Here is a 20,780-nt window from a genome sequence, read left to right on the forward strand (position 1 = left end):
CGGCCGGCGCAGCAGCACCCTAACCGGGCCGGCGCGGCCGGCCGCCGGGCGGTCGGCGACGCGTCAGTGGAGGTCTGCGGACACGACAGAAGCCGGCGGACCCGAGGGGTCCGCCGGCTTCCGGCGAAGCGATGGAGGCGGTGCTACCGCGTCAGGCGCGGGTGACCTTGCCGGCCTTGATGCACGAGGTGCAGACCTGCAACTTCTTGGTGGTGCCGCCACCGGCCGGGGTACGCACCGACTGGATGTTCGGGTTCCAGCGGCGGTTGGTCCGCCGGTGCGAGTGGGACACGTTGTGGCCGAAGCCCGGTCCCTTGCCACAGACGTCGCACACGCTAGCCACGGGATACTCCTGGGATTGAAACGTTCATGAGGTCGCCGCCAGGCGCAGCCCGGGCAACCTGGCCAGGTTACCCGATGACCGGCCCGTACGCCCAACCGGCCCGGTCGGGACCGGCCCAGCGTACCGGCGGCGACGGCCGGCGGGCGGCGGGCCGGTCCGCGGGCCGTCCCCGGACACGCCGGGCGGGAGCGGCCGGCCCCGGCGGGTGTCGGTGCGCGCCAGTAGGCTTCCCGACGTGCTGGACACCCTCGACGCCGCCGCGGTGCGCCGCTGGTGTGCGAGCGGGCTGGCCGCCCTCCAGCGCCACCAGGGCGAGATCGACGAGCTCAACGTCTACCCGGTCCCCGACGGCGACACCGGCACCAACCTGGTGCTCACCCTCACCTCGGCCCAGCAGGCCCTCGCCATGGACCTGGAGACCCTCCCCGACGACGGGCACACCCCGCACGGCCACGCCCTGCGGCTGATGGCCCGGGGCGCGCTGCTCGGGGCGCGGGGCAACTCCGGGGTGATCGTCTCGCAGATCCTGCGCGGCTTCGCCGACGCGCTCTCCGCCGCGCCGGCGGTCCGCGGCCGGCAGCTCGCCGCCGCGCTGGCCGACGCCACCACCGCCGCCTACGCGGCGGTCGCCCACCCGGTCGAGGGCACCCTGCTCAGCGTGGTCGCCGCCGCCGCCCGCGCGGCCGAGCGGGCGGACACCGACGACCTGTGCGCGGTGGCCCGGGCGGCGGCCGGCGAGGCGGCCCACGCGCTGGCGCGTACCCCCGAGCAGTTGCCCGCGCTCGCCCGCGCCGGCGTGGTCGACGCCGGCGGGCGCGGCCTCTGCCTGCTGCTCGACGCGCTGGTCGAGGTGGTCACCGGGGAGAGCCCGCGGCAGCCGGCGCCCGCGCCCCCCGCGGCCCGCACCCCCGCCACCGCCGTCCGGGAGACCGGCTCCCCGGCGTACGCCTACGAGGTGCAGTACCTGCTCGACGCCACCGACGAGGCGGTGGCCCGGCTGCGCGGCGAGCTGGACGCGCTCGGCGACTCCCTGGTGATCGTCGGCGACCGCGGCACGTGGAACGTGCACGTGCACGTCAACGACGTCGGGGCGGCCGTCGAGGCCGGCGTGGTGGCCGGCCGGCCGCACCGGATCACGGTGACCCGGTTCGCCGACCAGGCGGCCCCGGCGCCGTCGCCCCCGGCGACGCGGCCCGACGGCCGGGCCGCCGTGGTGGTCGCCACCGGCGCCGGCATCGCCGAGCTGTTCGGCGCCGAGGGCGCCACGGTGGTGCCGGCCAACCCGTCCACCGGCGAGCTGCTCGACGCCATCCGGGCCACGCGCGCCGCCCGGGTGGTGGTGCTGCCCAACGATCCCAACACCCAGTCGGTGGCGAGCGCCGCCGCCCGGGAGGCGCACGGGCTCGGGGTGAAGGTGAGCGTGGTGCCCACCCGGTCCCCGGTGCAGGCCCTCGCCGCCCTCGCCGTGCGGGACCCGAAGCGGCGCTTCGAGGACGACGTCATCGCCATGGCCGAGGCCGCGGGCGCCTGCCGCTACGCCGAGGTCTGCCACGCGAGCCGGGAGGCGCTCACCGTGGCCGGGCCGTGCCGGCCGGGCGACGTGCTGGCGCTGGTCGAGGGGGAGGTGCACCTCATCGGCACCGACCTCCTCGGCACCTGCACCGACGTGGTCGACCGGATGCTCGGCGGTGGTGGCGAGCTGGTCACCCTGCTCTGCGGGGCGGACGCCCCGGCCGGGCTGGCCGACCGCGTACGCGAGCACGTCGAGCGGTCCTGGCCGTTCGTCGAGGTGCAGGCGTACGAGGGCGGGCAGCCGCACTATCCGCTCCTGCTGGGGGTCGAATGACGAGCGAACCGGCCACCGTGGACACGCCGCTCAAGAAGCTGGTCGGGGAGCGCACCGCCAAGGCCCTGGCGAGCCACCTCGACCTGCACACCGCCGGCGACCTGATCTACCACTTCCCCCGCCGCTACGACGAGCGCGGCGAGCACACCGACATCCGCTCGCTGGACGTGGGGGAGCAGGTCACCGTGCTGGCGCAGGTGCAGCGCACCGCGGTCCGGCCGATGCGGCAGCGCCGGGGCAACCTGCTGGAGGTCACCGTCGGCGACGGCTCCGGCGGGGTGCTCACCTGCACCTTCTTCGGCAACCAGGCGTGGCGGGAGCGGGAGCTGCGCCCCGGCCGCTGGGGGCTGTTCGCCGGCAAGGTGACCGAGTTCCGGGGCAAGCGGCAGCTCAACGGCCCGGAATACGTGCTGCTCGGCGAGGGCGGCGACGGCGAGGCGGCGGCCAACGAGGAGGTCGAGGAGTTCGCCGGGGCGCTCATCCCGGTCTACCCGGCCGCGGCGGCCGTGCCGACCTGGGTGATCGCCCGCTGCGTTCGGGTGGTGCTGGACACCTTCACCCCTCCGGACGACCCGCTGCCCGCCACCGTGCGGGCCAGCCGCAACCTGGTCGGCATCGGCGCCGCGCTGCGGGAGATCCACCGGCCCACCAGCAAGGAGGAGCTCTACAAAGCGCGCCGCCGGCTCAAGTGGGACGAGGCGTTCGCCGTGCAGCTCACCCTGGTGCAGCGCAAGCACCGGGCCGCGGCGTGGCCGGCGAAGGCCCGGCCGGCCAAGCCGGGCGGGCTGCTGGACGCGTTCGACGCCCGGCTGCCGTACGAGCTGACGTCCGGTCAGCAGGCCGTCGGCCGGGAGATCGCCGCCGACCTGGCCACCGCGCACCCGATGCACCGGCTGCTCCAGGGTGAGGTGGGTTCCGGCAAGACGGTCGTCGCGCTGCGGGCCATGCTCCAGGTGGTCGACGCCGGTGGGCAGGCCGCGCTGCTCGCCCCGACCGAGGTGCTGGCCGCGCAGCACCATCGCGGCATGCTCGACCTGCTCGGCCCGCTCGCCCGGGCCGGGGAGCTGGGCGCCGCCGACGACGCCACCCGGGTGGAGCTGGTCACCGGCTCGCTGGGCGCGGCCGCCCGCCGGCGGGCGCTCACCGAGGTGGCCGAGGGGCGCGCCGGCATCGTGCTCGGCACCCACGCCCTGCTCTACGAGGGGGTCGACTTCTCCGACCTGGGGCTCGTGGTGGTCGACGAGCAGCACCGGTTCGGCGTGGAGCAGCGGGACGCGCTGCGGGCCAAGGCCGACCAGCCGCCGCACGTGCTCGTCATGACGGCCACCCCGATCCCGCGCACGGTCGCCATGACCGTCTACGGCGACCTGGAGATCTCCACGCTGTCGCAGCTGCCGCAGGGCCGCTCGCCGATCGCCTCGCACGTGGTGCCGGCCGCCGAGAAGCCCGCCTTCCTCGACCGGGCCTGGCGCCGGCTGCGCGAGGAGGTCGCCAAGGGACACCAGGCGTACGTGGTGTGCCCGCGGATCGGTGAGGGTCCGGTTTCGGACGAGGATGCGCCGAGGGAGGACGACTCCGGCCGCCGGCCCCCGCTCGCCGTGACCGAGGTGGCCCCGCTGCTCGCCGAAGGACCCCTGCACGGGTTGCGGATCGGGGTGCTGCACGGGCGGCTGCCGGCCGACGAGAAGGACTCGGTGATGCGCTCCTTCGCAGCCGGCGACCTGGACGTGCTGGTGGCGACCACGGTGGTCGAGGTGGGCGTCAACGTGCCCAACGCCACCGTGATGATCGTGCTGGACGCCGACCGGTTCGGCGTCTCCCAGCTGCACCAGCTGCGCGGCCGGGTGGGCCGGGGCTCGGCGGCCGGCCTCTGCCTGCTGGTCACCGAGGCGATGGAGGGCTCCTCCGCCCGGGAACGGCTCGACGCGGTCGCCTCCACCACCGACGGGTTCAAGCTCGCCGAGCTGGATCTGGAGCAGCGCCGGGAGGGCGACGTGCTGGGCGCCACCCAGTCCGGCCGCCGGTCCCACCTGCGCCTGCTGTCGCTGCTGCGCGACACCGACCTGATCCGTGACGCGCGGGCCGAGGCGATCACCCTGGTCGAGGAGGACCCGGAGCTGGCCCGCCATCCGGCGCTGGCCGCCTCGGTGGCCGCCCTGGTCGACGAGGAACGCGCCGAATACCTGGAGAAGGGCTGACCCCACCGGGCGGCCTCCCGGCCTAGGCTCGTCGGATGCCGAAACCCTCTCTCGATCGCGGCGTACTCCTGCTGGCGCAGGGCGACGACATCCAGACGTCCCGGGTCACCGGCGCGGCCGACGCGGCCAGCGCGTCGCCCTGCACGCCCGCGACCCGGTTCCAGATCGCGTCCATCAGCAAGCAGATGGCGGCCGCCGCCGTGCTGCTCCTCGCCGGGCGGGGCGCGCTGCGCCTGACCGACCCGGTCAACCGCTGGCTGCCGCACCCGCCGCGGGCCTGGTCCGGGATCACCCTGCACCACCTGCTCACCCACACCTCCGGCCTGGGTCACTGGGAGGACTACCCGATGATCGACCTGGCGGCGCCCGCCGAGCCGGACGAGTTGCTGGGCGTCTTCGCCAGCCTGCCGCCGCTGTCCGCCCCGGGCGCCACCTGGCACTACAGCAGCCCCGGCTACGTCCTGCTGGCCCGGGCCGTCGAGCGCGCGGCCGACCGGCCGTACGCCGCGTTCCTGGCCGACGAGGTCTTCGCGCCGCTCGGCATGACGGGCAGCTTCGCCGGTGCCGCCGCCGGGCGGGACGACGTGGCGACCGGGCACGAGGGCGGCCGGCCGGTGCCGTCCTGGGACCTGGACACGGTGAGCATGGGCGCCGGGGACGTGTGGTGCACCGGGGCGGACCTGCTCACCTGGCTGGACGTGCCCCGCCGGGGCCGGCTGCTCGGCCCCGCCGCGGTGGCCGCGATGACCGCCCCGCACGCGCCCACCGGCCGCCCCGGCGAGTCGTACGGCTACGGCTGGTTCGTCGGCGAACTGGCCGGGGAACGGGCGGTGCACCACTCCGGGGACAACGGCGGCTACAAGGCGTTCGCGGGCTGGTTCCCCGACTCCGACCGACGACTGGTGGTGCTGACCAACCAGGCGGAGATCGATCCCGCGTTGCTGCGGGCGGAGTGGGAATAGCGCGAAGGGCGCGCCGACCACCGGGTGGTCGGCGCGCCCTCGGGCGATCGCGGTGAATCAGGCGGTGAAGCGGATCCGGCGACGGCGGGCCATCACGAACAGCACCGCACCGGCGGCGAGCAGCACGGCGGCGCCACCGGCGATGGCGCCCGCGGCCGGACCGGTGACGGGCAGGCCGCCGCCCTGACCGGAGCAGTCCTCCGGCTGGGCGTACGGGATGGTCTCGGAGTCCTCGACCACGTCGTACTTCACGGTGACCTTGAGGCCCCGGTAGGCGTCGAACTCGGCGGAGGCGGTCCCGCCCGGCTCGGAGGTGAGCTTCTTGGTGACGCCCTTCTCCGTGGTCAGCGTGGCGGTGAAGGGAATGCCCTTCGCCGGGTTCTCCACGATGAAGGTCATCGTGTCGCAGTCCTGGTCCAGCTTGAAGATCGGCTCGGCGGGAGCGGACGGGCTCGGCGGGTTGGCGACGGACGGCGACGGGGTGGGCTCCGGCGAACCGCTCGGCTCGGGCGTGGCGCTCGGCGACGGCGAGCTGGGCGACGGCGGCGGCTGCTCCGCCTCGCAGTTGTGGCTGGGCTGGGCCACGACGGTGCGCTCCCCGTCGTGGGACTGCCGGCCCCGCTCCCAGTGCGCGCCGACGGTCAGTTCCAGCTTGGGGATGGCGCCCTGGAAGGTGTAGGTCTGGGTCCCGGTGAGCGGCCCGTCGCCCTGCTTCTTCAGTTCCGCGCCGACGGCCAGGGCGCCGGTGACGGGGCCGGGCACGGTGGACTCCAGCTTGGTGATGCGCCCGGAGATGTCGGTCTCGCTGCTGATCACCGACCAGTTGACGGTGACCTTGCCGTCCCGGGTGGCGCAGTAGCTGCCCGAGGGCTCGGGGTGGTGGGCCGCGGCGGGGCCGGCGACGGTGGCCACGCCCGCGAGGCCGATCAGCGCGCCGGCGGTGAGGACGGCGGCACGCCGGAGGTGGAGACGATTCACGCCTACTCCTGGTGAGGGGAGGATGGGGGGAATGCGGCGGACGGACCGGAGCCACGCGTCCGCACGACAATCGGGCAGACCCTAGCGAGATCGACAGCACGGGCGTTACCGCAACCGACGGGTCGTAAAGGGTCCGTTATTAATTTGAGATCATTGATGTACGAGCCGTGACGGGTCGTGGCCGCGGGGTGGTTCGCGCGTCCCGATCCGGACATCGCGTAGCGTCGGGGCATGCGGAGGGAGCGACGGTGACCCGGATCGTGGGCGGGACGCTCGGCGGCCGGCGGCTCGCCGCCCCGCCCGGCGCCGGCACCCGGCCGACCTCCGACCGGGTCCGGGAGGCGCTGTTCAGCGCCGTGCAGGCCGACCTCGATCTCGACGGGGCGCGCGTCGCCGACCTCTACGCCGGCTCCGGCGCGGTCGGGCTGGAGGCGCTGTCCCGGGGCGCCGCCCACGTGCTGCTCGTCGAGTCCGACGCCCGGGCCGCCCGGGTGATCCGGGAGAACATCGCCGCGCTCCGGGCCGCCCCGGCGGCCCGCCTGGTCACCGGCAGGGTGGCGACCGTGCTCGCCGCCGGCCCGGACGGCGGGCCGTACGACCTGGTCTTCGCCGACCCGCCCTACGCCGTGCCCGACAGCGAGATCACCGCGATGCTGTCCGCGCTTGTCGGCGGTGGCTGGCTCGCCCCGGACGCCCTGGTGGTCGTCGAGCGGTCCAGCCGCACCGGACCGGTCGGGTGGGTGGAGGGCGTCACTGGCGAGCGCAGCCGCCGCTACGGCGAGACGACCCTTTGGTACGGTCGCCGATCATGAGACGTGCGGTCTGTCCCGGCTCGTTCGACCCGGTCACCAACGGACACCTCGACATCATCGGCCGGGCGAGCCGGCTCTTCGACGAGGTGATCGTCGGTGTGCTGGTCAACCAGTCGAAGCAGGGGCTGTTCACGGTCGAGGAGCGGATCGACATGCTCCGCGAGGTGACCTCCTCGTACGAGAACGTGCGGGTCGAGTCGTTCCGCGGGCTGCTTGTCGACTTCTGCCGCGCCCAGCACGCGAGCGTGCTCATCAAGGGCCTGCGCGCGGTCAGCGATTTCGACTACGAGCTCCAGATGGCCCAGATGAACATCGGTCTGGCCGGCGTGGAGACGCTGTTCATGCCGACCAACCCGCTCTACTCGTTCCTCTCCTCCAGCCTGGTCAAGGACGTCGCCAAGTGGGGCGGGGACATCTCCGCGCACGTCCCGGACGTGGTCCGCGAGGAGTTGGTGGCCCGGCTGCGCCGCTGACCGGCGGCGCCGGGCCCCGCGGGCGACGCGCCGGGCGGGGGCGGGTGGCGCGGCGGTGGCCGACGCGCGACATGATGTGTGCAGCGCCGAACCCGGGCGCAGGCCGCATCATGTAGGTCGGCCGACGAACGACAGGAGTGAGGTACCGGTGGACCCGCTCGATCGCATCGACGAACTGATCGCCATGGTGGAGCAGGCCCGCTCCGTGCCGATGTCGCGCAACAACTGCATGGTCGACCGGGGCGAGATGATCGCCGCCCTGGACGAACTGCGCGTGGAGCTGCCCGCCGACCTCCGCCGGGCCGCCGCGCTGCTGGAGGAGCGGGACAAGATCATGGAGGCCGGCAAGCGCGAGGCCGACCGGATCATCAGCGAGGGTGAGGCGGAACACGCCCGCCTGGTCTCGGTGAACGAGATCACCGTCTCCGCCGAGCACGAGGGCGCCCGCATCATCGCCGAGGCGCGGGCCGAGGCGCAGCGCCTGCGCGACGAGGTCGACGACTACGTCGACACCGCGCTGGCCAACTTCGAGCAGTTCCTGACCCGGGCGCTCGCCTCGATAGAGCGCGGCCGGGACAAGATGCACGCGCTGCGGGAGATCGGCACCTTCGCTGGGGACGAGGCGGATCGCCCGCTACCCTTCTGAGCGGCACGCGGGCCGGCGGCCGACAGCCGGCAGCCGCCAGGGCCGGGCCGCCACGCCCCCGGTTAGGCGGTTCGCGGGTCGCCCAGGTAACCTTTTTTGTCGGCCTCTCACCGGCCGGAGTCTAACTATGCCCAAACACTCGCCAAGCCATCTCGACCCCAGGTCGCCGCTGGTCCTCGACACGAGGGAACTGCCGCGACGGCCTGGCGCGTTGCGTACGCATCGGCAAGTCGTGCCGGCACCGGCGGACCTCGGCGTGGAGTTGATCACCGTTCCGGAGGGCGCGGACCTCGACCTCGACCTGAGGTTGGAGTCGGTGTCCGAGGGAGTGCTCGTCTCCGGGACCGTCACCGGTCCCGTCAAGGGCGAGTGCGGGCGCTGCCTGCGCGAGATCGACGACACGGTGGCCGTGACGATCCAGGAGCTGTACGCGTACGAGAACAGCACCACGGACGACACGACCGACGAGGACGAGGTGGGCCGGATGCAGGGCGATCTGATCGACCTGGAGCCGGCGCTGCGGGATGCGGTGGTGCTCGCGCTGCCGACCAACCCGCTCTGCCGGGAGGACTGCCCAGGGTTGTGCCCCGAGTGCGGGGTGCACTGGGACGAGCTGCCGGCCGACCACAGTCACCAGCAGGTCGACCCGCGTTGGGCGGGCCTGTCGCAACTGACCCGTACAGAGGAGTAAGAACCGTGGCCGTCCCCAAGCGCAAGATGTCGCGCAGCAACACCCGCGCCCGCCGGGCGAACTGGAAGGCCGCGGTTGTGGCGACCGTCGCCTGCCCGCAGTGCAAGTCGGCCAAGCTGCCGCACGCCGCCTGCTCCGTCTGCGGCACCTACAACGGCCGTCAGGTCCTCGAGGTCTGACCGCCGAGTGACGTCCCCGACCACCGGTCGGGTGGCGCACGCACCAAGGCTCTCGCCCGGTGCCCCGGCTCCCACCGCCGCCGGCCGTTCCCCGGCCGGCGCGCCCGCGGAGCCGGGCACCGCGCGGATCGCCGTCGACCTCCTCGGCGGGGACGATGCTCCCGCCGTCGTGGTTGACGGCGCTCTGCGGGCCGTGCGTACCGACCCGGACCTGCACCTGCTGCTCGTCGGACCGACCGAGGTCGCCGACGGGCTGATCGGTGCGCTCGACCCGGAGCAGCGCGCCCGGGTCACCGTCCGCCCGGTGCGGACGGTCGTCGGCATGGCCGACCACCCCACCGCCGCGCGCGGGGAGAGCACCGTCCGCGCGGCCGTGCACGCCGTCCGCGACGGGTTCGCCGACGCGCTCGTCTCCGCCGGCTCGACCGGCGCCACCGTCACCGCCGCCGCCCTCGGCCTCGGTCGCTGGCCCGGCGTACGCCGGCCCGCCCTGGTGGCCACCCTGCCGGCCGTCGACGGGCCGGTGGTGCTGCTGGACGTCGGCGGCACCCTGGAACCCGGACCCGCCACCCTGGCCCGGCACGCCGTGCTCGGCGCCGCCTACGCGGCCGTGGCGCACGGCGTCACCGCGCCCCGGGTCGGACTGCTCTCCGTCGGCACCGAGGCGGGCAAGGGCGACCGGCTGCGCCGCTCCGCCGCCCCCGCCCTCGCCGCCGTGCCGCTGCCCTGCGGCGCCCGCTACGTCGGCCTGGTCGAGGGGTACGACGTCTCCCTGGGCGCCCGCGCCGACGTCGTGGTGACCGACGGTTTCACCGGCAACGTGCTGCTCAAGGCCATCGAGGGCGCGTACGCGATGGCCGGCGGCCCTCCGGCGAGCGGCGGCGCTCCCCGCGCCGCGGCCCTGCTCGGGGTGGCCGGCACCGTGGTGGTCTGCCACGGCGCGGCCCGGCCCGACGACGTCGCCTCCGGCATCGCCCTCGCCGCCCACCTGTGGCGCCGCGGCGCCACCGACATCGTCTCGACCCTGCTCGACGCTGTCCCGCACGATCCCGCACCTGACCGCAACGACACCGAGGTAGCACCATGACCAACGACAAGCGGCGGCGTGCTCCCGTCGGCCACCTGGAGGCGGCCTTCGGGGTGTCGCTCGACCCGGAACTGCTGGAGCGCGCGCTGACCCACCGGTCGTACGCGTACGAGAACGGCGGCCTGCCCACCAACGAGCGGCTGGAGTTCCTCGGCGACTCGGTCCTCGGCGTGGTGATCACCACGGCGCTGTTCCACAACCACCCGGACCTGCCCGAGGGGCAGCTCGCCAAGCTGCGGGCCAGCGTGGTCAACATGCGCGCCCTCGCCGACGTGGCGCGCGGCCTCGGCCCCGACGGGCTGGGCGCGTACCTGCTGCTCGGCAAGGGCGAGGAGGCCACCGGCGGCCGGGACAAGGCCAGCATCCTGGCCGACACCCTGGAGGCGCTGCTCGGCGCGATCTACCTCCAGTACGGCCTGGACACCGCGGCCCTCGTGATCCACCGCCTGTTCGACCCGCTGATGGCCGAGTCGGCCGGCCGGGGCGCGGCGCTGGACTGGAAGACCAGCCTCCAGGAGCTGACCGCGGCGCTGGGGCTGGGCGTTCCGGAGTACCGGATCGAGGGCACCGGCCCGGACCACCTCAAGACCTTCACGGCCTGGGTGGTGGTGGCCGGCAACCGCTACGGCGGCGCGGAGGGGCGCAGCAAGAAGGAGGCCGAGCAGCGGGCCGCCGAGTCGGCCTGGCGGATGCTGACCGAGCAGGCCGAGGCGGAGGCCGCCGCGAAGTCCGCCGCCGAGGCGGAGGTGGGCGACCCCGCCGAGTCGGGTGCCGGCCGTGCCTGAGCTGCCCGAGGTCGAGACCGTCCGGCAGGGGCTGGCCCAGTGGGTCGTCGGCCGGCGGATCAGCGCCGTCGAGGTGCGCCACCCCCGGGCGGTCCGCCGGCACGAGCCGGGCGGCGAGCACTTCGCCGACGTGCTGACCGGCCGGACGATCACCGACGTGCGGCGCCGGGGCAAGTACCTGTGGCTGCCGCTGGACAGCGGGGACGCCATCATCGGGCACCTCGGCATGTCCGGCCAGCTGCTGCTCCAGCCGGTCGGTGCGGCCGACGAACTGCACCTGCGGGTCCGGTTCCGGTTCGCCGACGACGGCCCGGAGCTGCGCTTCGTCGACCAGCGCACGTTCGGCGGGCTGTCGGTCTCGGAGGGTGGGGCGGAGCTGCCGGCGGAGATCGCGCACATCGCCCGGGACCCGATGGACCCGGAGTTCTCCGACGCCGGCTTCGTGGCCGCGCTGCGGAAGCGGCGCACCGAGGTGAAGCGGGCGCTGCTCGACCAGACGCTGATCTCCGGTGTCGGCAACATCTACGCCGACGAGGCGCTCTGGCGGGCCAGGCTGCACGGGGCCCGGCCGACCGACGCGCTGACCGCCCCGGCGGCCACCCGGCTGCTCGGCCACGTCCGGGACGTGCTCGGCGAGGCGATCAAGCAGGGCGGGACCAGCTTCGACGAGCTGTACGTGAACGTCAACGGCGAGAGCGGCTACTTCGACCGGTCGCTCAACGCGTACGGCCGGGAGGGGGAGCCCTGCCCGCGGTGCGGGGCGCCGATCCGGCGCGAGGCGTTCATGAACCGGTCGTCCTACAGTTGCCCGCGCTGCCAGCCCCGCCCCCGGGGGACCCTCCGGGGATGACCCCGAGCCGGCTCGGGGTTGCGCCCGTGTGCCTCGCCGGCCACGGCCCGGCGGGTCCCCGGGTCGTACCCTGAAAAGCCCTTTCTGTCCGGTTGGCCGACCCGGCTCCGGCCGCCCGGCCGGAGCCTGCCGGATGGGGGACGAGCGGGGGCCGTTCCCCGATGTCCGGTCCCGCGCCGCTCCCTAGCGTCAGCAGGGGTCGGCACGGGGCCGACGTCTGGAGGGGGTCCCAGGTATGGGCAGGCGACCGGTGACCGTGCGGCTGGCGCGGTGGAGTGCGGAGCACCCGTGGCGAGCCATCGCGCTCTGGGTGGTGTTCGTGGCGGTGTGCTTCGTCGGCGGCAACGCCGCCGGCCTGAACGAGGCGACCGACGACGACCAGGCGATCGGCGAGTTCGGGCGGGCCCAGTTGATCGTCGACAGTGGCGGCTTCCACGAGCCGGCCACCGAGAACGTGCTGATCACGCCCCGCTCGGGCACGCTCGACCAGGCGGCCGCGAAGGCCGCCGCCGACGACGCGGCGGCCCGGCTCCGGCAGGTCGACGGGGTGGCCTCGGTGGGCGCGCCCATGCCGTCCCGGGACGGCAACGCCGTGCTGGTGCCGATCACCATGTCGGGCGACCCGGAGACCGCCTCCGACCGGGTGCAGCCGCTGCGCGACACCACCGCGAAGGTCCAGGAGTCGCATCCGGCGCTGCGGGTGGAGCAGGTCGGCGGCCCGTCGATCGGCCAGGCGCTCGACGACACCCTCGGCAAGGACTTCAAGCGCGCCGAGCTGCTCAGCCTGCCGGTCACCCTGGCCATCCTGATCATCGCGTTCGGCGCGCTCATCGCGGCCGGCGTGCCGGTGCTGCTCGCGCTCTCCTCGGTGGCCGCGGCCATGGGCCTCTCCACCCTCGCCTCGCACCTGGTGCCGGCCACCGACACGACAGCCAGTGTCATCCTGCTGATCGGCATGGCGGTCGGCGTGGACTACTCGCTGTTCTACGTACGCCGGGAACGGGAGGAACGGGCCAAGGGGCGCTGCGGGCTCGACGCGGTGGAGATCGCGGCGGAGACCTCCGGGCACGCCGTGGTGGTCTCCGGCACCGCCGTGATCATCTCGATGGCCGGGCTGCTGCTCGCCCAGGACGCCATCTTCTCGTCGCTGGCCGTCGGCTCGATCCTGGTGGTCGCGGTCGCGGTGATCGGCTCGCTGACCGTGCTGCCGGCGCTCCTGGCCCGGCTGGGCCGCTGGGTCGACCGGCCCCGGGTGCCGCTGCTGTGGCGCCTCACCGCCCCGCGCGTCGGGCGGCACGGCCAGCCGGCCCGGCCCCGGTTCTGGCCGGCCGTGCTGAAGCCGGCGCTCCGCGCCCCGGTGGCCACCCTGGTGGTCGCGGTCGGGCTGCTGCTCGCCCTGGCCGCCCCGGCGCTCGGCATGAAGCTGAAGTTCCCCGGCATGGAGGACGTGCCCCGCACCACCGCGGCCATGCAGGCGTACGACCGGCTCACCGCGGCCTTCCCGAGCAACGGCACCAGCCACACCGTGGCGGTGAAGGCCCCGGCCGAGCAGGCCGACCGGGTGAAGGCCGCGCTGACCGGGCTGGCCGGCCGGGCCGCCGCCGACCCGCTCTTCGCGCCGGCCGAGGGGGACGGCCCGAAGATCAAGGTGTCGGCGGACCGGCGGGTGTCGGTGCTGGAGGTGGCCACGCCGTACGCCAGCCGCACCGACGAGGCGTCCCGGTCCCTGCACGAGCTGCGCCAGGACCTCGTCCCGGCCGCCCTGGGCGGCATCCCCGGCGTCGAGTACGCGGTCGGCGGCGGCGTGGCGGCCAGCGAGGACTACGCGGACCACATCTGGGCGAAGCTGCCCCTGGTGGCGGCCTTCGTGCTGGCGCTGACCTTCCTCGTGATGGCGTGGACGTTCCGCTCGGTGGTGGTGGCGCTCACCTCGATCCTGCTGAACCTGCTCTCCGCCGGGGCCGCGTACGGCCTGCTCGTGCTGGTCTTCCAGGGCGACTGGGCGGAGGGGCTGCTCGGCTTCACCTCGATGGACGCGATCGTCACCTGGCTGCCGATGTTCCTGTTCGTGGTGCTGTTCGGGCTCTCCATGGACTACCACGTCTTCGTGGTCAGCCGGATCCGGGAGGGCATCCGCCAGGGGATGTCGAACAAGGACGCGGTGGCGTACGGGATCACCTCCTCGGCCGGCGTGGTGACCAGCGCGGCGATCGTCATGGTCGGGGTGTTCTCGATCTTCGCGACGCTGAGCACCATCGACTTCAAGCAGCTCGGCATCGGGCTGGCCGCGGCCATCCTGCTGGACGCCACGATCATCCGGGCGGTGGTGCTGCCCGCGCTGATGACCCTGCTGGGCGACGCGAACTGGTGGGCGCCGCGGTTCCTGCGCGGCCGGGCGGCGACCCCACCGGCCGAGCCGCCCGCGCCCGCACCGGAGCTGGTCGGCGCGCGCTGAGTCCGGGGGGACGGGGGAGGGCGGGCCGGTCCGGTCCGCCCTTCGCCCTGTGACGGAGGTGTCACGGCAGGATTAACGGCCGCGGCGGCGGGGCATCTGGGCCGCCATGGACGAACAGCTCACGCCGGCGGCCCGTCGTCGCGCCCCGGCCACCGCAGCCCCCGGGAGCGCGTCATGAGCACCGACGTGCGGACCGGCACCGTACGGACCAACGTCCCGGCCCGCCTGGACCGGCTGCCGTGGTCCCGCTGGCACTGGATGATCGTGATCGGCCTCGGCACGGTGTGGATCCTCGACGGCCTCGAGGTGACCATCGTCGGCAACCTGTCCGGCAAGCTGGCCGAGCCGGGCAGCGGCCTGAGCATCACCCAGAGCCAGGTCACCGGCCTGGCCGCCGCCCTCTACGTGGCGGGCGCCTGCACCGGCGCGCTCTTCTTCGGCTGGCTCACCGACCGGTTCGGGCGCAAGAAGCTGTTCCTGCTGACCCTCGGGCTCTACCTGGTCGCCACCGCGATGACCGCGCTCTCCTTCGACACGTGGTGGTTCTTCCTGTTCCGGTTCCTCACCGGCATGGGCATCGGCGGCGAGTACGCGGCGATCAACTCGGCGATCGACGAGCTGATCCCGGCGCGGCACCGCGGCCGGATCGACATCATCATCAACGGCACCTTCTGGCTGGGCGCGGCGCTCGGCGCGCTGCTGACCGTGCCGCTGCTCAACGGCCTGCCGACCAACCTCGGCTGGCGGGTGGCGTTCGGGCTGGGCGCCGTGCTCGGCGTGGTGATCCTGCTGGTCCGCCGGCACGTCCCGGAGAGCCCACGGTGGTTGTTCATCCACGGCCGGGCCGACGAGGCGAACCATCTCGTCGACTCGGTCGAGGCGGAGGTGAAGCGGGAGACCGGCAGGGACCTCACCGAGGCGGACAACTGGATCGAGATCAAGCAGCGGAAGAGCACCAACTTCCTGGAGATCGCCAGGACGCTGTTCGCCCGTTACCCGAAGCGCGCCACGCTGGGCTTCGCGCTCTTCATCGGGCAGGCGTTCCTCTACAACGCGATCACCTTCGGCTTCGCGCAGATCCTGCAGACGTTCTTCGACGTCCCGCCGGGCAACAGCGGCTACTACTTCGCGGTGATCGCGGTCGGCAACCTGCTCGGCCCGCTGCTGCTGGGCAGGCTCTTCGACACCGTCGGCCGGGTGCCGATGATCGCCGGCTCGTACATCGGCTCGGGCGTGCTGCTGCTCGGCACCGCCTGGCTGTTCCACTCGGGTGTGCTGAACGCGGTCACCATGACCGCCTGCTGGTGCGTGGTGCTGTTCTTCGCCTCGGCCGGCGCCAGCGCCGCGTACCTGACGGTCAGCGAGATCTTCCCCATGGAGACCCGGGCCATGGCCATCGCGTTCTTCTACGCGATCGGCACCGCCGCCGGCGGCATCACCGGCCCGCTGCTCTTCGCCAAGCTGGTCGGCACCGGCAAGGTCGGCGACACGGTGGTCGCCTTCGTGGTCGGCGCCGCCGTCATGATCATCGGTGGCCTCGTGGAGCTGACCCTCGGCGTCAAGGCCGAGGGGAAGTCCCTGGAGGAACTGGCCACCCCGCTCAGCGCCGAGCACGCCGGCGTCCCGGCGCAGCGCGGCGCCGGCGCTCCCGCCCCGGTCACCGGCGGCGCCCCCGGCTGACGACCGCCGCTCCCCCCGGCACCGCCCCCGCCCGTCCGGGCCGGGGCGGTGCCGCTGTTCCAGGGGTACGCGGCGCCCCCGCGCCCGACCTCCGCGGGGATCCGACGGGGGGCGGAAAACCCCCGGGCGGAGTGGGGTGGTTGCCGGCTTCCGACCGCCCACGGGGTTGCCTAGCGTCGATCATGTGATCGAACTACGTGAACTGACCAAACGCTACGGCGACCGGGTCGCCGTCGACGGGCTGAGCGTCCGGGTCCGGCCGGGGGTGGTGACCGGGTTCCTCGGCCCGAACGGATCCGGCAAGTCGACGACCATGCGGATGATCCTCGGCCTGGACGCCCCGGACCGTGGCGAGGCACTGATCGGTGGCGTCCGGTACCGGGACCTGAGCTGGCCGTTGAGGACGGTCGGCGCGCTCCTCGACGCCGGGGCGTTCCATCCCGGCCGCAGCGCCCGTGCGCACCTGACCGCCCTGGCCGCGAGCAACGACATCCCCGGTTCCCGGGTGGAGCAGGTGCTGCGGGTCGTCGGTCTCTCCGACGCGGCGACGCGGCGCGCCGGCACGTACTCGCTGGGCATGCGCCAGCGGCTCGGCGTCGCGGTGGCGCTGCTCGGCGACCCGGACGTCCTCCTGCTCGACGAGCCGGTCAACGGACTGGATCCGGAGGGCATCCGCTGGATCCGGGACCTGCTGCGCGGGCTCGCCGCCGAGGGCCGGACCGTGTTCGTGTCCAGCCACCTGATCGCCGAGATGGCGCTGACCGCGGACCGGCTGGTGGTGATCGGCCGCGGGCGGCTGCTGGCCGAGACGACCGTCGCCGACCTCGCGGCCGGCGGCGACAGCCTGGAGGACGCCTTCTTCCGGCTCACCTCGCAGGTCACCGACTACCGAGGAGTGGGAGCGTCATGAACGGTTACGGATTCCGGCACGCGGCCCGGATGGAACGGATCAAGCTGCGGAGCGTCCGGTCGACGTGGTGGCTGGCGAGCGCGTCGGTGGTCGCGATGGCCGCGGCCGGGGTCGGGGTGGGGCTCGGGTACCGGTCGCACACCCCGGTCGCCACCGCCGCCCAGATCCTGAACAACAGCCTCGGCGGCGCCATCCTTGCCCAGCTGCTCCTCGGCGCGCTCGGTGTGCTGATGGTGACCGGCGAGTACGGCACCGGGATGATCCGCTCGACGTTCGCCGCCGTCCCGCGGCGGCGGACCGTCCTGGCCGCGAAGGTCGCCGTGTGCGGTGGCGCGGCCGTCACCGTCGGTCTGGCCGCGAGCTTCGCCGGCTATCTGGGCGGGCAGCTCGCGATCCGCGGCACCGCCATCCCCGCCGCCTCCCTCGGCGACCCGGCGATCCTGCGCGCGGTCGTGCTGACCGGCGGGTACCTGGGCGCCGCCGCGCTGATCGGGGTCGGCATCGGGGCGATCGTGCGGCACTCGGGCGCCGCGATCGGCACGCTGTTCGGTCTGATGTTCGTCCCGATGATCGTGGCCGGCCTGTTCGGCGAGAGCGGAATCGCGGTCGGCCGCTTCGTCCCGCTGCTGATGCTGCTCAACTCGATCGCGGTGACCTCGCCCATACCCGGGCTGTTCGCCGGCTGGATCAGCGTGCTGCTGATGTGCGGGTACGCGGCGCTAACGGTCCTGTGCGGGGGCGTGCTGCTCCGCTGGCGGGACGCGTGACCGGTGACAATGGGCCGATGACCGCGTTGCGCGCCCCGTTCACCACGCTGGCCCTGCGCCGGGCGGTGTTCTGCGTCGCCGGCGTGGTCAGTGCGGCCGCGATCCTGGCCGTACCGGCGATCGTGCCGGCCCTGGGCGTCCTCGTCCTCTGGGCGACCGGCGCCCTGTCCGACCGGCCCGCACCGGCCGTCGCGCCGGTGTTCCTGGTCCTGTTCCCGCTCACCATCGCGCTCCTGGTCGTGCTGGCCGCCCCGACCGGGCGCGCCATGGGAGCCGTGCACCGCCAACTGGCGGACCGGCTGCTCGGCGTGCGCGTGGACGCCCCGCCGCCCCGCGCCTCGACGCGGATCGGCGCGGTGGTCTCCGACGGGCCGGGTTGGCGCGCGGTCGGGTACGGCCTGCTCAAGGTGCCGCTGGCCGTTCCCGAGGGCTACGGCGCGTTCTGCTACGTGTTCGGCCTGGTCAACCTCAGCTACCCGGTGTGGTGGCCGCTGTTCCGCAACCATCCGCCCGGGACCCGCCTCGGACCGGTGTGGGCGCTCACGCCGTTCGGCGCCCTCGGCGCGCGGACGTTCGCCGGGACGTTCCTCATCGCCGCGGCCGGCCTCGCCATGCTCCTGGTCGCACCGTGGTTGATGCGGGCCGGCACGACGGCGGACCTCGCCGCGCTGCGCCGGCTGCTCGGTCCGCGCCGGCTCGCCGACCGGGTACGCGAACTGCAGGTCACCCGGGCCCGCGCGATCGACGACGCGGCCACGATGATGCGCAGGCTGGAACGGGACCTGCACGACGGCGCGCAGATCCGGCTGGCCACGCTGGCGATGAACCTCGGCATGGCGACCGAGAAGCTCGGTGCCGACGGCCCGCCACCCGACCTCGCCCAGGCCCGCGAACTGGTCGCGCTCGCCCACCGGGGAGCGAAGGACGCCCTCGCCGACCTGCGCGACCTGGTGCGCGGGATCCACCCGCCGGTCCTCGACAACGGTCTCGGCGACGCGCTGGCGACGCTGGCGACGAGCAGCGCCATCCCGGTCGCGGTGACGGTCGACCTGCCCGACCGCCCGGCGCCCGCCGTCGAGACCATCGCCTACTTCTGCGCCGCCGAGCTGCTCGCGAACGCGGCCAAGCACAGCCGGGCGACACGTGTCGGGCTCCGCGTCGCCCGGTCCGGCGAGCACCTGACGCTGACCGTCGAGGACGACGGCGTCGGCGGGGCGGACCCGGACGGCCGGGGCCTGTCCGGCCTGGCCCGCCGCATCGCCGTGGTGGACGGCCGGATGCGCGTGCACAGTCCGCCCGGAGGTCCGACCCGGGTCGCGATCGAGCTGCCCACCCACGCGTGAACGGAGGCGACGAGATGCGGGTGGTGATCGCGGAGGATGCCGCGATGATGCGCGAAGGCCTGGTCCGGCTGCTCACCGACCGCGGTTTCGAGGTGTGCGCGGCGGTGGCCGACGCGGAGGCGTTGCGGTCCGCGGTCGCCGCCGCCGTACCGGACGTGGCCATCGTCGACATCCGGATGCCACCGACGCACACCGACGAGGGACTGCGCGCCGCGATCGACATCCGGCGCGACCATCCCGGCGTCGGTGTGCTGGTGTTCTCGCAGTACGTGGAGACCCGCTACGCGACCCGCCTGCTCGCCGACCGGCCGAGCGGCGTCGGATACCTGCTCAAGGACCGCGTGGCCGACGTCGCCGACTTCGTGGACGCGTTGACCCGGGTGGCATCCGGTGGCACCGCGCTGGACCCGGAGGTGGTCGGCCACCTCATGCGGGCCGGGCAGGACACGGCCGGGGTGGCGTCGCTGACCCCGCGGGAGCGTGAGGTGCTCGCGCTGATGGCCGAGGGACGGTCCAACGCCGGGATCGCGGCGGCTCTCGTCATCACGTCCGGGGTCGTGGAGAAGCACGTGGCGAACATCTTCGCGAAACTCGGCCTGCCGGCCTCGGACAGCGACAACCGCCGGGTCCTGGCCGTCCTCCGCCACGTCAGCGGCTGAGCGGCGACGAGGACGAACCTCCACGACGACGTGGTCAACGCCTCCCGTCCGAAGACGGGCCGTGGCGGCCGATGCCGCCCCCGGGGCGTGTCCCGCGCTCCGTGACCGTGCGACGTCGGCTCAGGGCAGCGTGCAGGGCTCGCGCCACGCGTCCAGGGTGCGGTCCTTGAGAATCGAGGCGAAGCCGTAGCCGACCGTGGTGACGCAGAACTCGGCCGGGTCGCCGGTGTACTCCACGTGGAAGACCGGCTTGTCCGCGTCGACGAACGGGAGCAGCTTGTCGCACCCGCCGCGGCGGACGCACTCCTGGTTGACCGCGAAGTCGAAGTCGGGGGCGAGCGCCGCCACCTGCGGCAGGTCGTCGACCAGCCCGGGGGAGAGGTCCAGCCGCCGGGCCAGCGCGGCGACCCGGCGGTTGAACACCAGCTGGTCGTCGAAGGTGAGCGGGAAGCCGGGGCGGTGCAGGTAGCCGTCGGCGTCGGTGAGCGCCACCGCGCCGAAGCCCTTGCCCCGGCAGAGCCGGAACCGGTCGGCCAGCACCGGTGCCAGCGAGTCCCACCGGCGGACGTCCAGCCAGCGGCTGCCCGGCCGGCCCGGGACCGCCGCCCCGCGGACCGCCGCCGGGAAGCGGCTGGCGTCCGGGTCACCGGTCACGTACGTGCCGACCGGGACCTGGCACACCAGGCGGCGGTGGCGGGCGCGCAGCGCGCCGGTCTCGGCGGCGGTGGCCCGCACCGGGTCGAGCAGGAAGACGTCGGCCTCGACGGTGACGTCCACCGGGCCGGTGAGCTGCCACTGCCACTGCCACTGCCGGGCCTGCGCGGCCGGCCACGGGGTGGGCGCGCCGGGCGGGACGAGCGGCTCCCGGCAGGCCGCCGCCGGGGCGAGCAGCAGCACCGCCAGCACCACCGCGAAGCCCCGGCGCGGCCCGCGTCGGCGGACGCGGACCGGCCGGGGCGACACGGCCCACGCCGGCCGGATCCGCATCGACAGCTCCCGGGTCGCGGGCGGCACCCCGCCCCCTGCCGGTACGTCTCCGGCGGCCCCGGTGCGCCGGCCGTGGGGCCGGCACGGCTCAGGCGTCCCCGGCGTACCTCACCCGGTCAACGAGCGCGG

At 74.3% G+C, this 20,780-nt stretch carries 20 protein-coding genes; 17 read left to right on the forward strand and 3 right to left on the reverse strand.

The window, feature by feature from the left end:
* Window positions 1-151 precede the first annotated feature (151 nt).
* Window positions 152-343 carry a 50S ribosomal protein L28 gene (gene rpmB / locus ACZ6PY_RS22275; protein ID WP_013284551.1) on the reverse strand — a complete coding sequence of 64 codons (192 nt, stop codon included), beginning with the start codon at window positions 341-343 and terminating at the stop codon, window positions 152-154.
* Window positions 344-578: 235 nt separating this feature from the next.
* Here rpmB and ACZ6PY_RS22280 point away from each other — a divergent pair, with 235 nt between their 5' ends.
* The 3 genes from ACZ6PY_RS22280 to ACZ6PY_RS22290 are packed head-to-tail and all read left to right on the forward strand — an operon-like array spanning window position 579 to window position 5,349.
* Entirely contained in the window at window positions 579-2,189 is a 1,611-nt protein-coding gene (locus tag ACZ6PY_RS22280) for a DAK2 domain-containing protein (protein WP_466074825.1), read from the forward strand.
* Entirely contained in the window at window positions 2,186-4,387 is a 2,202-nt protein-coding gene (recG, locus tag ACZ6PY_RS22285) for an ATP-dependent DNA helicase RecG (RefSeq protein ID WP_466074826.1), read from the forward strand. Before ACZ6PY_RS22280 ends, recG begins: the two co-directional genes overlap by 4 nt.
* A gap of 35 nt (window positions 4,388-4,422) precedes the next feature.
* Window positions 4,423-5,349, forward strand: coding sequence for a serine hydrolase domain-containing protein (locus tag ACZ6PY_RS22290; RefSeq protein ID WP_466074827.1), 927 nt, complete (start codon window positions 4,423-4,425; stop codon window positions 5,347-5,349).
* Window positions 5,350-5,406: 57 nt separating this feature from the next.
* On the opposite strand, the gene ACZ6PY_RS22295 is transcribed toward ACZ6PY_RS22290, so the two are convergent.
* Window positions 5,407-6,327, reverse strand: coding sequence for a cell wall anchor protein (locus tag ACZ6PY_RS22295; protein ID WP_466074828.1), 921 nt, complete (start codon window positions 6,325-6,327; stop codon window positions 5,407-5,409).
* A 248-nt stretch (window positions 6,328-6,575) separates the two neighbouring features.
* Here ACZ6PY_RS22295 and rsmD point away from each other — a divergent pair, with 248 nt between their 5' ends.
* From rsmD to ACZ6PY_RS22365, 14 genes are all read left to right on the forward strand, one after another.
* Window positions 6,576-7,139 carry a 16S rRNA (guanine(966)-N(2))-methyltransferase RsmD gene (gene rsmD / locus ACZ6PY_RS22300; RefSeq protein WP_466074829.1) on the forward strand — a complete coding sequence of 188 codons (564 nt, stop codon included), beginning with the start codon at window positions 6,576-6,578 and terminating at the stop codon, window positions 7,137-7,139.
* Window positions 7,136-7,612, forward strand: coding sequence for a pantetheine-phosphate adenylyltransferase (gene coaD / locus ACZ6PY_RS22305; RefSeq protein WP_466074830.1), 477 nt, complete (start codon window positions 7,136-7,138; stop codon window positions 7,610-7,612). Before rsmD ends, coaD begins: the two co-directional genes overlap by 4 nt.
* A gap of 148 nt (window positions 7,613-7,760) precedes the next feature.
* Window positions 7,761-8,258 carry an SPFH domain-containing protein gene (locus tag ACZ6PY_RS22310; protein ID WP_091269033.1) on the forward strand — a complete coding sequence of 166 codons (498 nt, stop codon included), beginning with the start codon at window positions 7,761-7,763 and terminating at the stop codon, window positions 8,256-8,258.
* Between the two features lie 127 nt (window positions 8,259-8,385).
* Complete coding sequence (locus tag ACZ6PY_RS22315) at window positions 8,386-8,949, forward strand: YceD family protein (RefSeq protein ID WP_262281445.1); 564 nt, start codon at window positions 8,386-8,388, stop codon at window positions 8,947-8,949.
* Between the two features lie 5 nt (window positions 8,950-8,954).
* Window positions 8,955-9,128: a 50S ribosomal protein L32 gene (rpmF, locus tag ACZ6PY_RS22320; protein WP_091096818.1), complete on the forward strand. Its 174-nt coding sequence runs from the start codon at window positions 8,955-8,957 to the stop codon at window positions 9,126-9,128.
* Between the two features lie 127 nt (window positions 9,129-9,255).
* On the forward strand, window positions 9,256-10,215 hold the full coding sequence (locus ACZ6PY_RS22325) for a phosphate acyltransferase PlsX (protein ID WP_466075209.1): 960 nt from the start codon (window positions 9,256-9,258) through the stop codon (window positions 10,213-10,215).
* Entirely contained in the window at window positions 10,212-11,000 is a 789-nt protein-coding gene (gene rnc, locus ACZ6PY_RS22330) for a ribonuclease III (protein WP_313722600.1), read from the forward strand. The genes ACZ6PY_RS22325 and rnc overlap by 4 nt, the downstream gene beginning before the upstream one ends.
* Window positions 10,993-11,850, forward strand: coding sequence for a bifunctional DNA-formamidopyrimidine glycosylase/DNA-(apurinic or apyrimidinic site) lyase (gene mutM, locus ACZ6PY_RS22335; RefSeq protein ID WP_466074831.1), 858 nt, complete (start codon window positions 10,993-10,995; stop codon window positions 11,848-11,850). The genes rnc and mutM overlap by 8 nt, the downstream gene beginning before the upstream one ends.
* Window positions 11,851-12,085: 235 nt before the next feature.
* Window positions 12,086-14,305 (forward strand): MMPL family transporter, encoded by a 2,220-nt coding sequence (locus tag ACZ6PY_RS22340; protein ID WP_466074832.1) that lies wholly within the window; start codon window positions 12,086-12,088, stop codon window positions 14,303-14,305.
* A gap of 174 nt (window positions 14,306-14,479) precedes the next feature.
* A complete protein-coding gene (locus ACZ6PY_RS22345) occupies window positions 14,480-15,985 on the forward strand; it encodes an MFS transporter (RefSeq protein WP_466074833.1) in 1,506 nt (501 codons plus the stop codon).
* 184 nt (window positions 15,986-16,169) lie between these two features.
* Window positions 16,170-16,895, forward strand: a complete 726-nt coding sequence (locus ACZ6PY_RS22350) for an ABC transporter ATP-binding protein (RefSeq protein WP_466074834.1) — start codon at window positions 16,170-16,172, stop codon at window positions 16,893-16,895.
* The gene (locus ACZ6PY_RS22355) at window positions 16,892-17,662 is read left to right on the forward strand and encodes an ABC transporter permease subunit (protein WP_466074835.1); all 771 of its coding nucleotides are present in this window, start codon (window positions 16,892-16,894) and stop codon (window positions 17,660-17,662) included. The genes ACZ6PY_RS22350 and ACZ6PY_RS22355 overlap by 4 nt, the downstream gene beginning before the upstream one ends.
* A gap of 17 nt (window positions 17,663-17,679) precedes the next feature.
* A complete protein-coding gene (locus ACZ6PY_RS22360; RefSeq protein ID WP_466074836.1) occupies window positions 17,680-19,005 on the forward strand; it encodes a sensor histidine kinase in 1,326 nt (441 codons plus the stop codon).
* A gap of 14 nt (window positions 19,006-19,019) precedes the next feature.
* Window positions 19,020-19,664, forward strand: a complete 645-nt coding sequence (locus ACZ6PY_RS22365; RefSeq protein ID WP_466075211.1) for a response regulator — start codon at window positions 19,020-19,022, stop codon at window positions 19,662-19,664.
* A gap of 120 nt (window positions 19,665-19,784) precedes the next feature.
* On the opposite strand, the gene ACZ6PY_RS22370 is transcribed toward ACZ6PY_RS22365, so the two are convergent.
* Entirely contained in the window at window positions 19,785-20,678 is an 894-nt protein-coding gene (locus ACZ6PY_RS22370; protein WP_466074837.1) for an endo alpha-1,4 polygalactosaminidase, read from the reverse strand.
* Window positions 20,679-20,780 lie beyond the last annotated feature (102 nt).

The sequence above is a fragment of the Micromonospora sp. NPDC048907 genome (assembly GCF_055586885.1).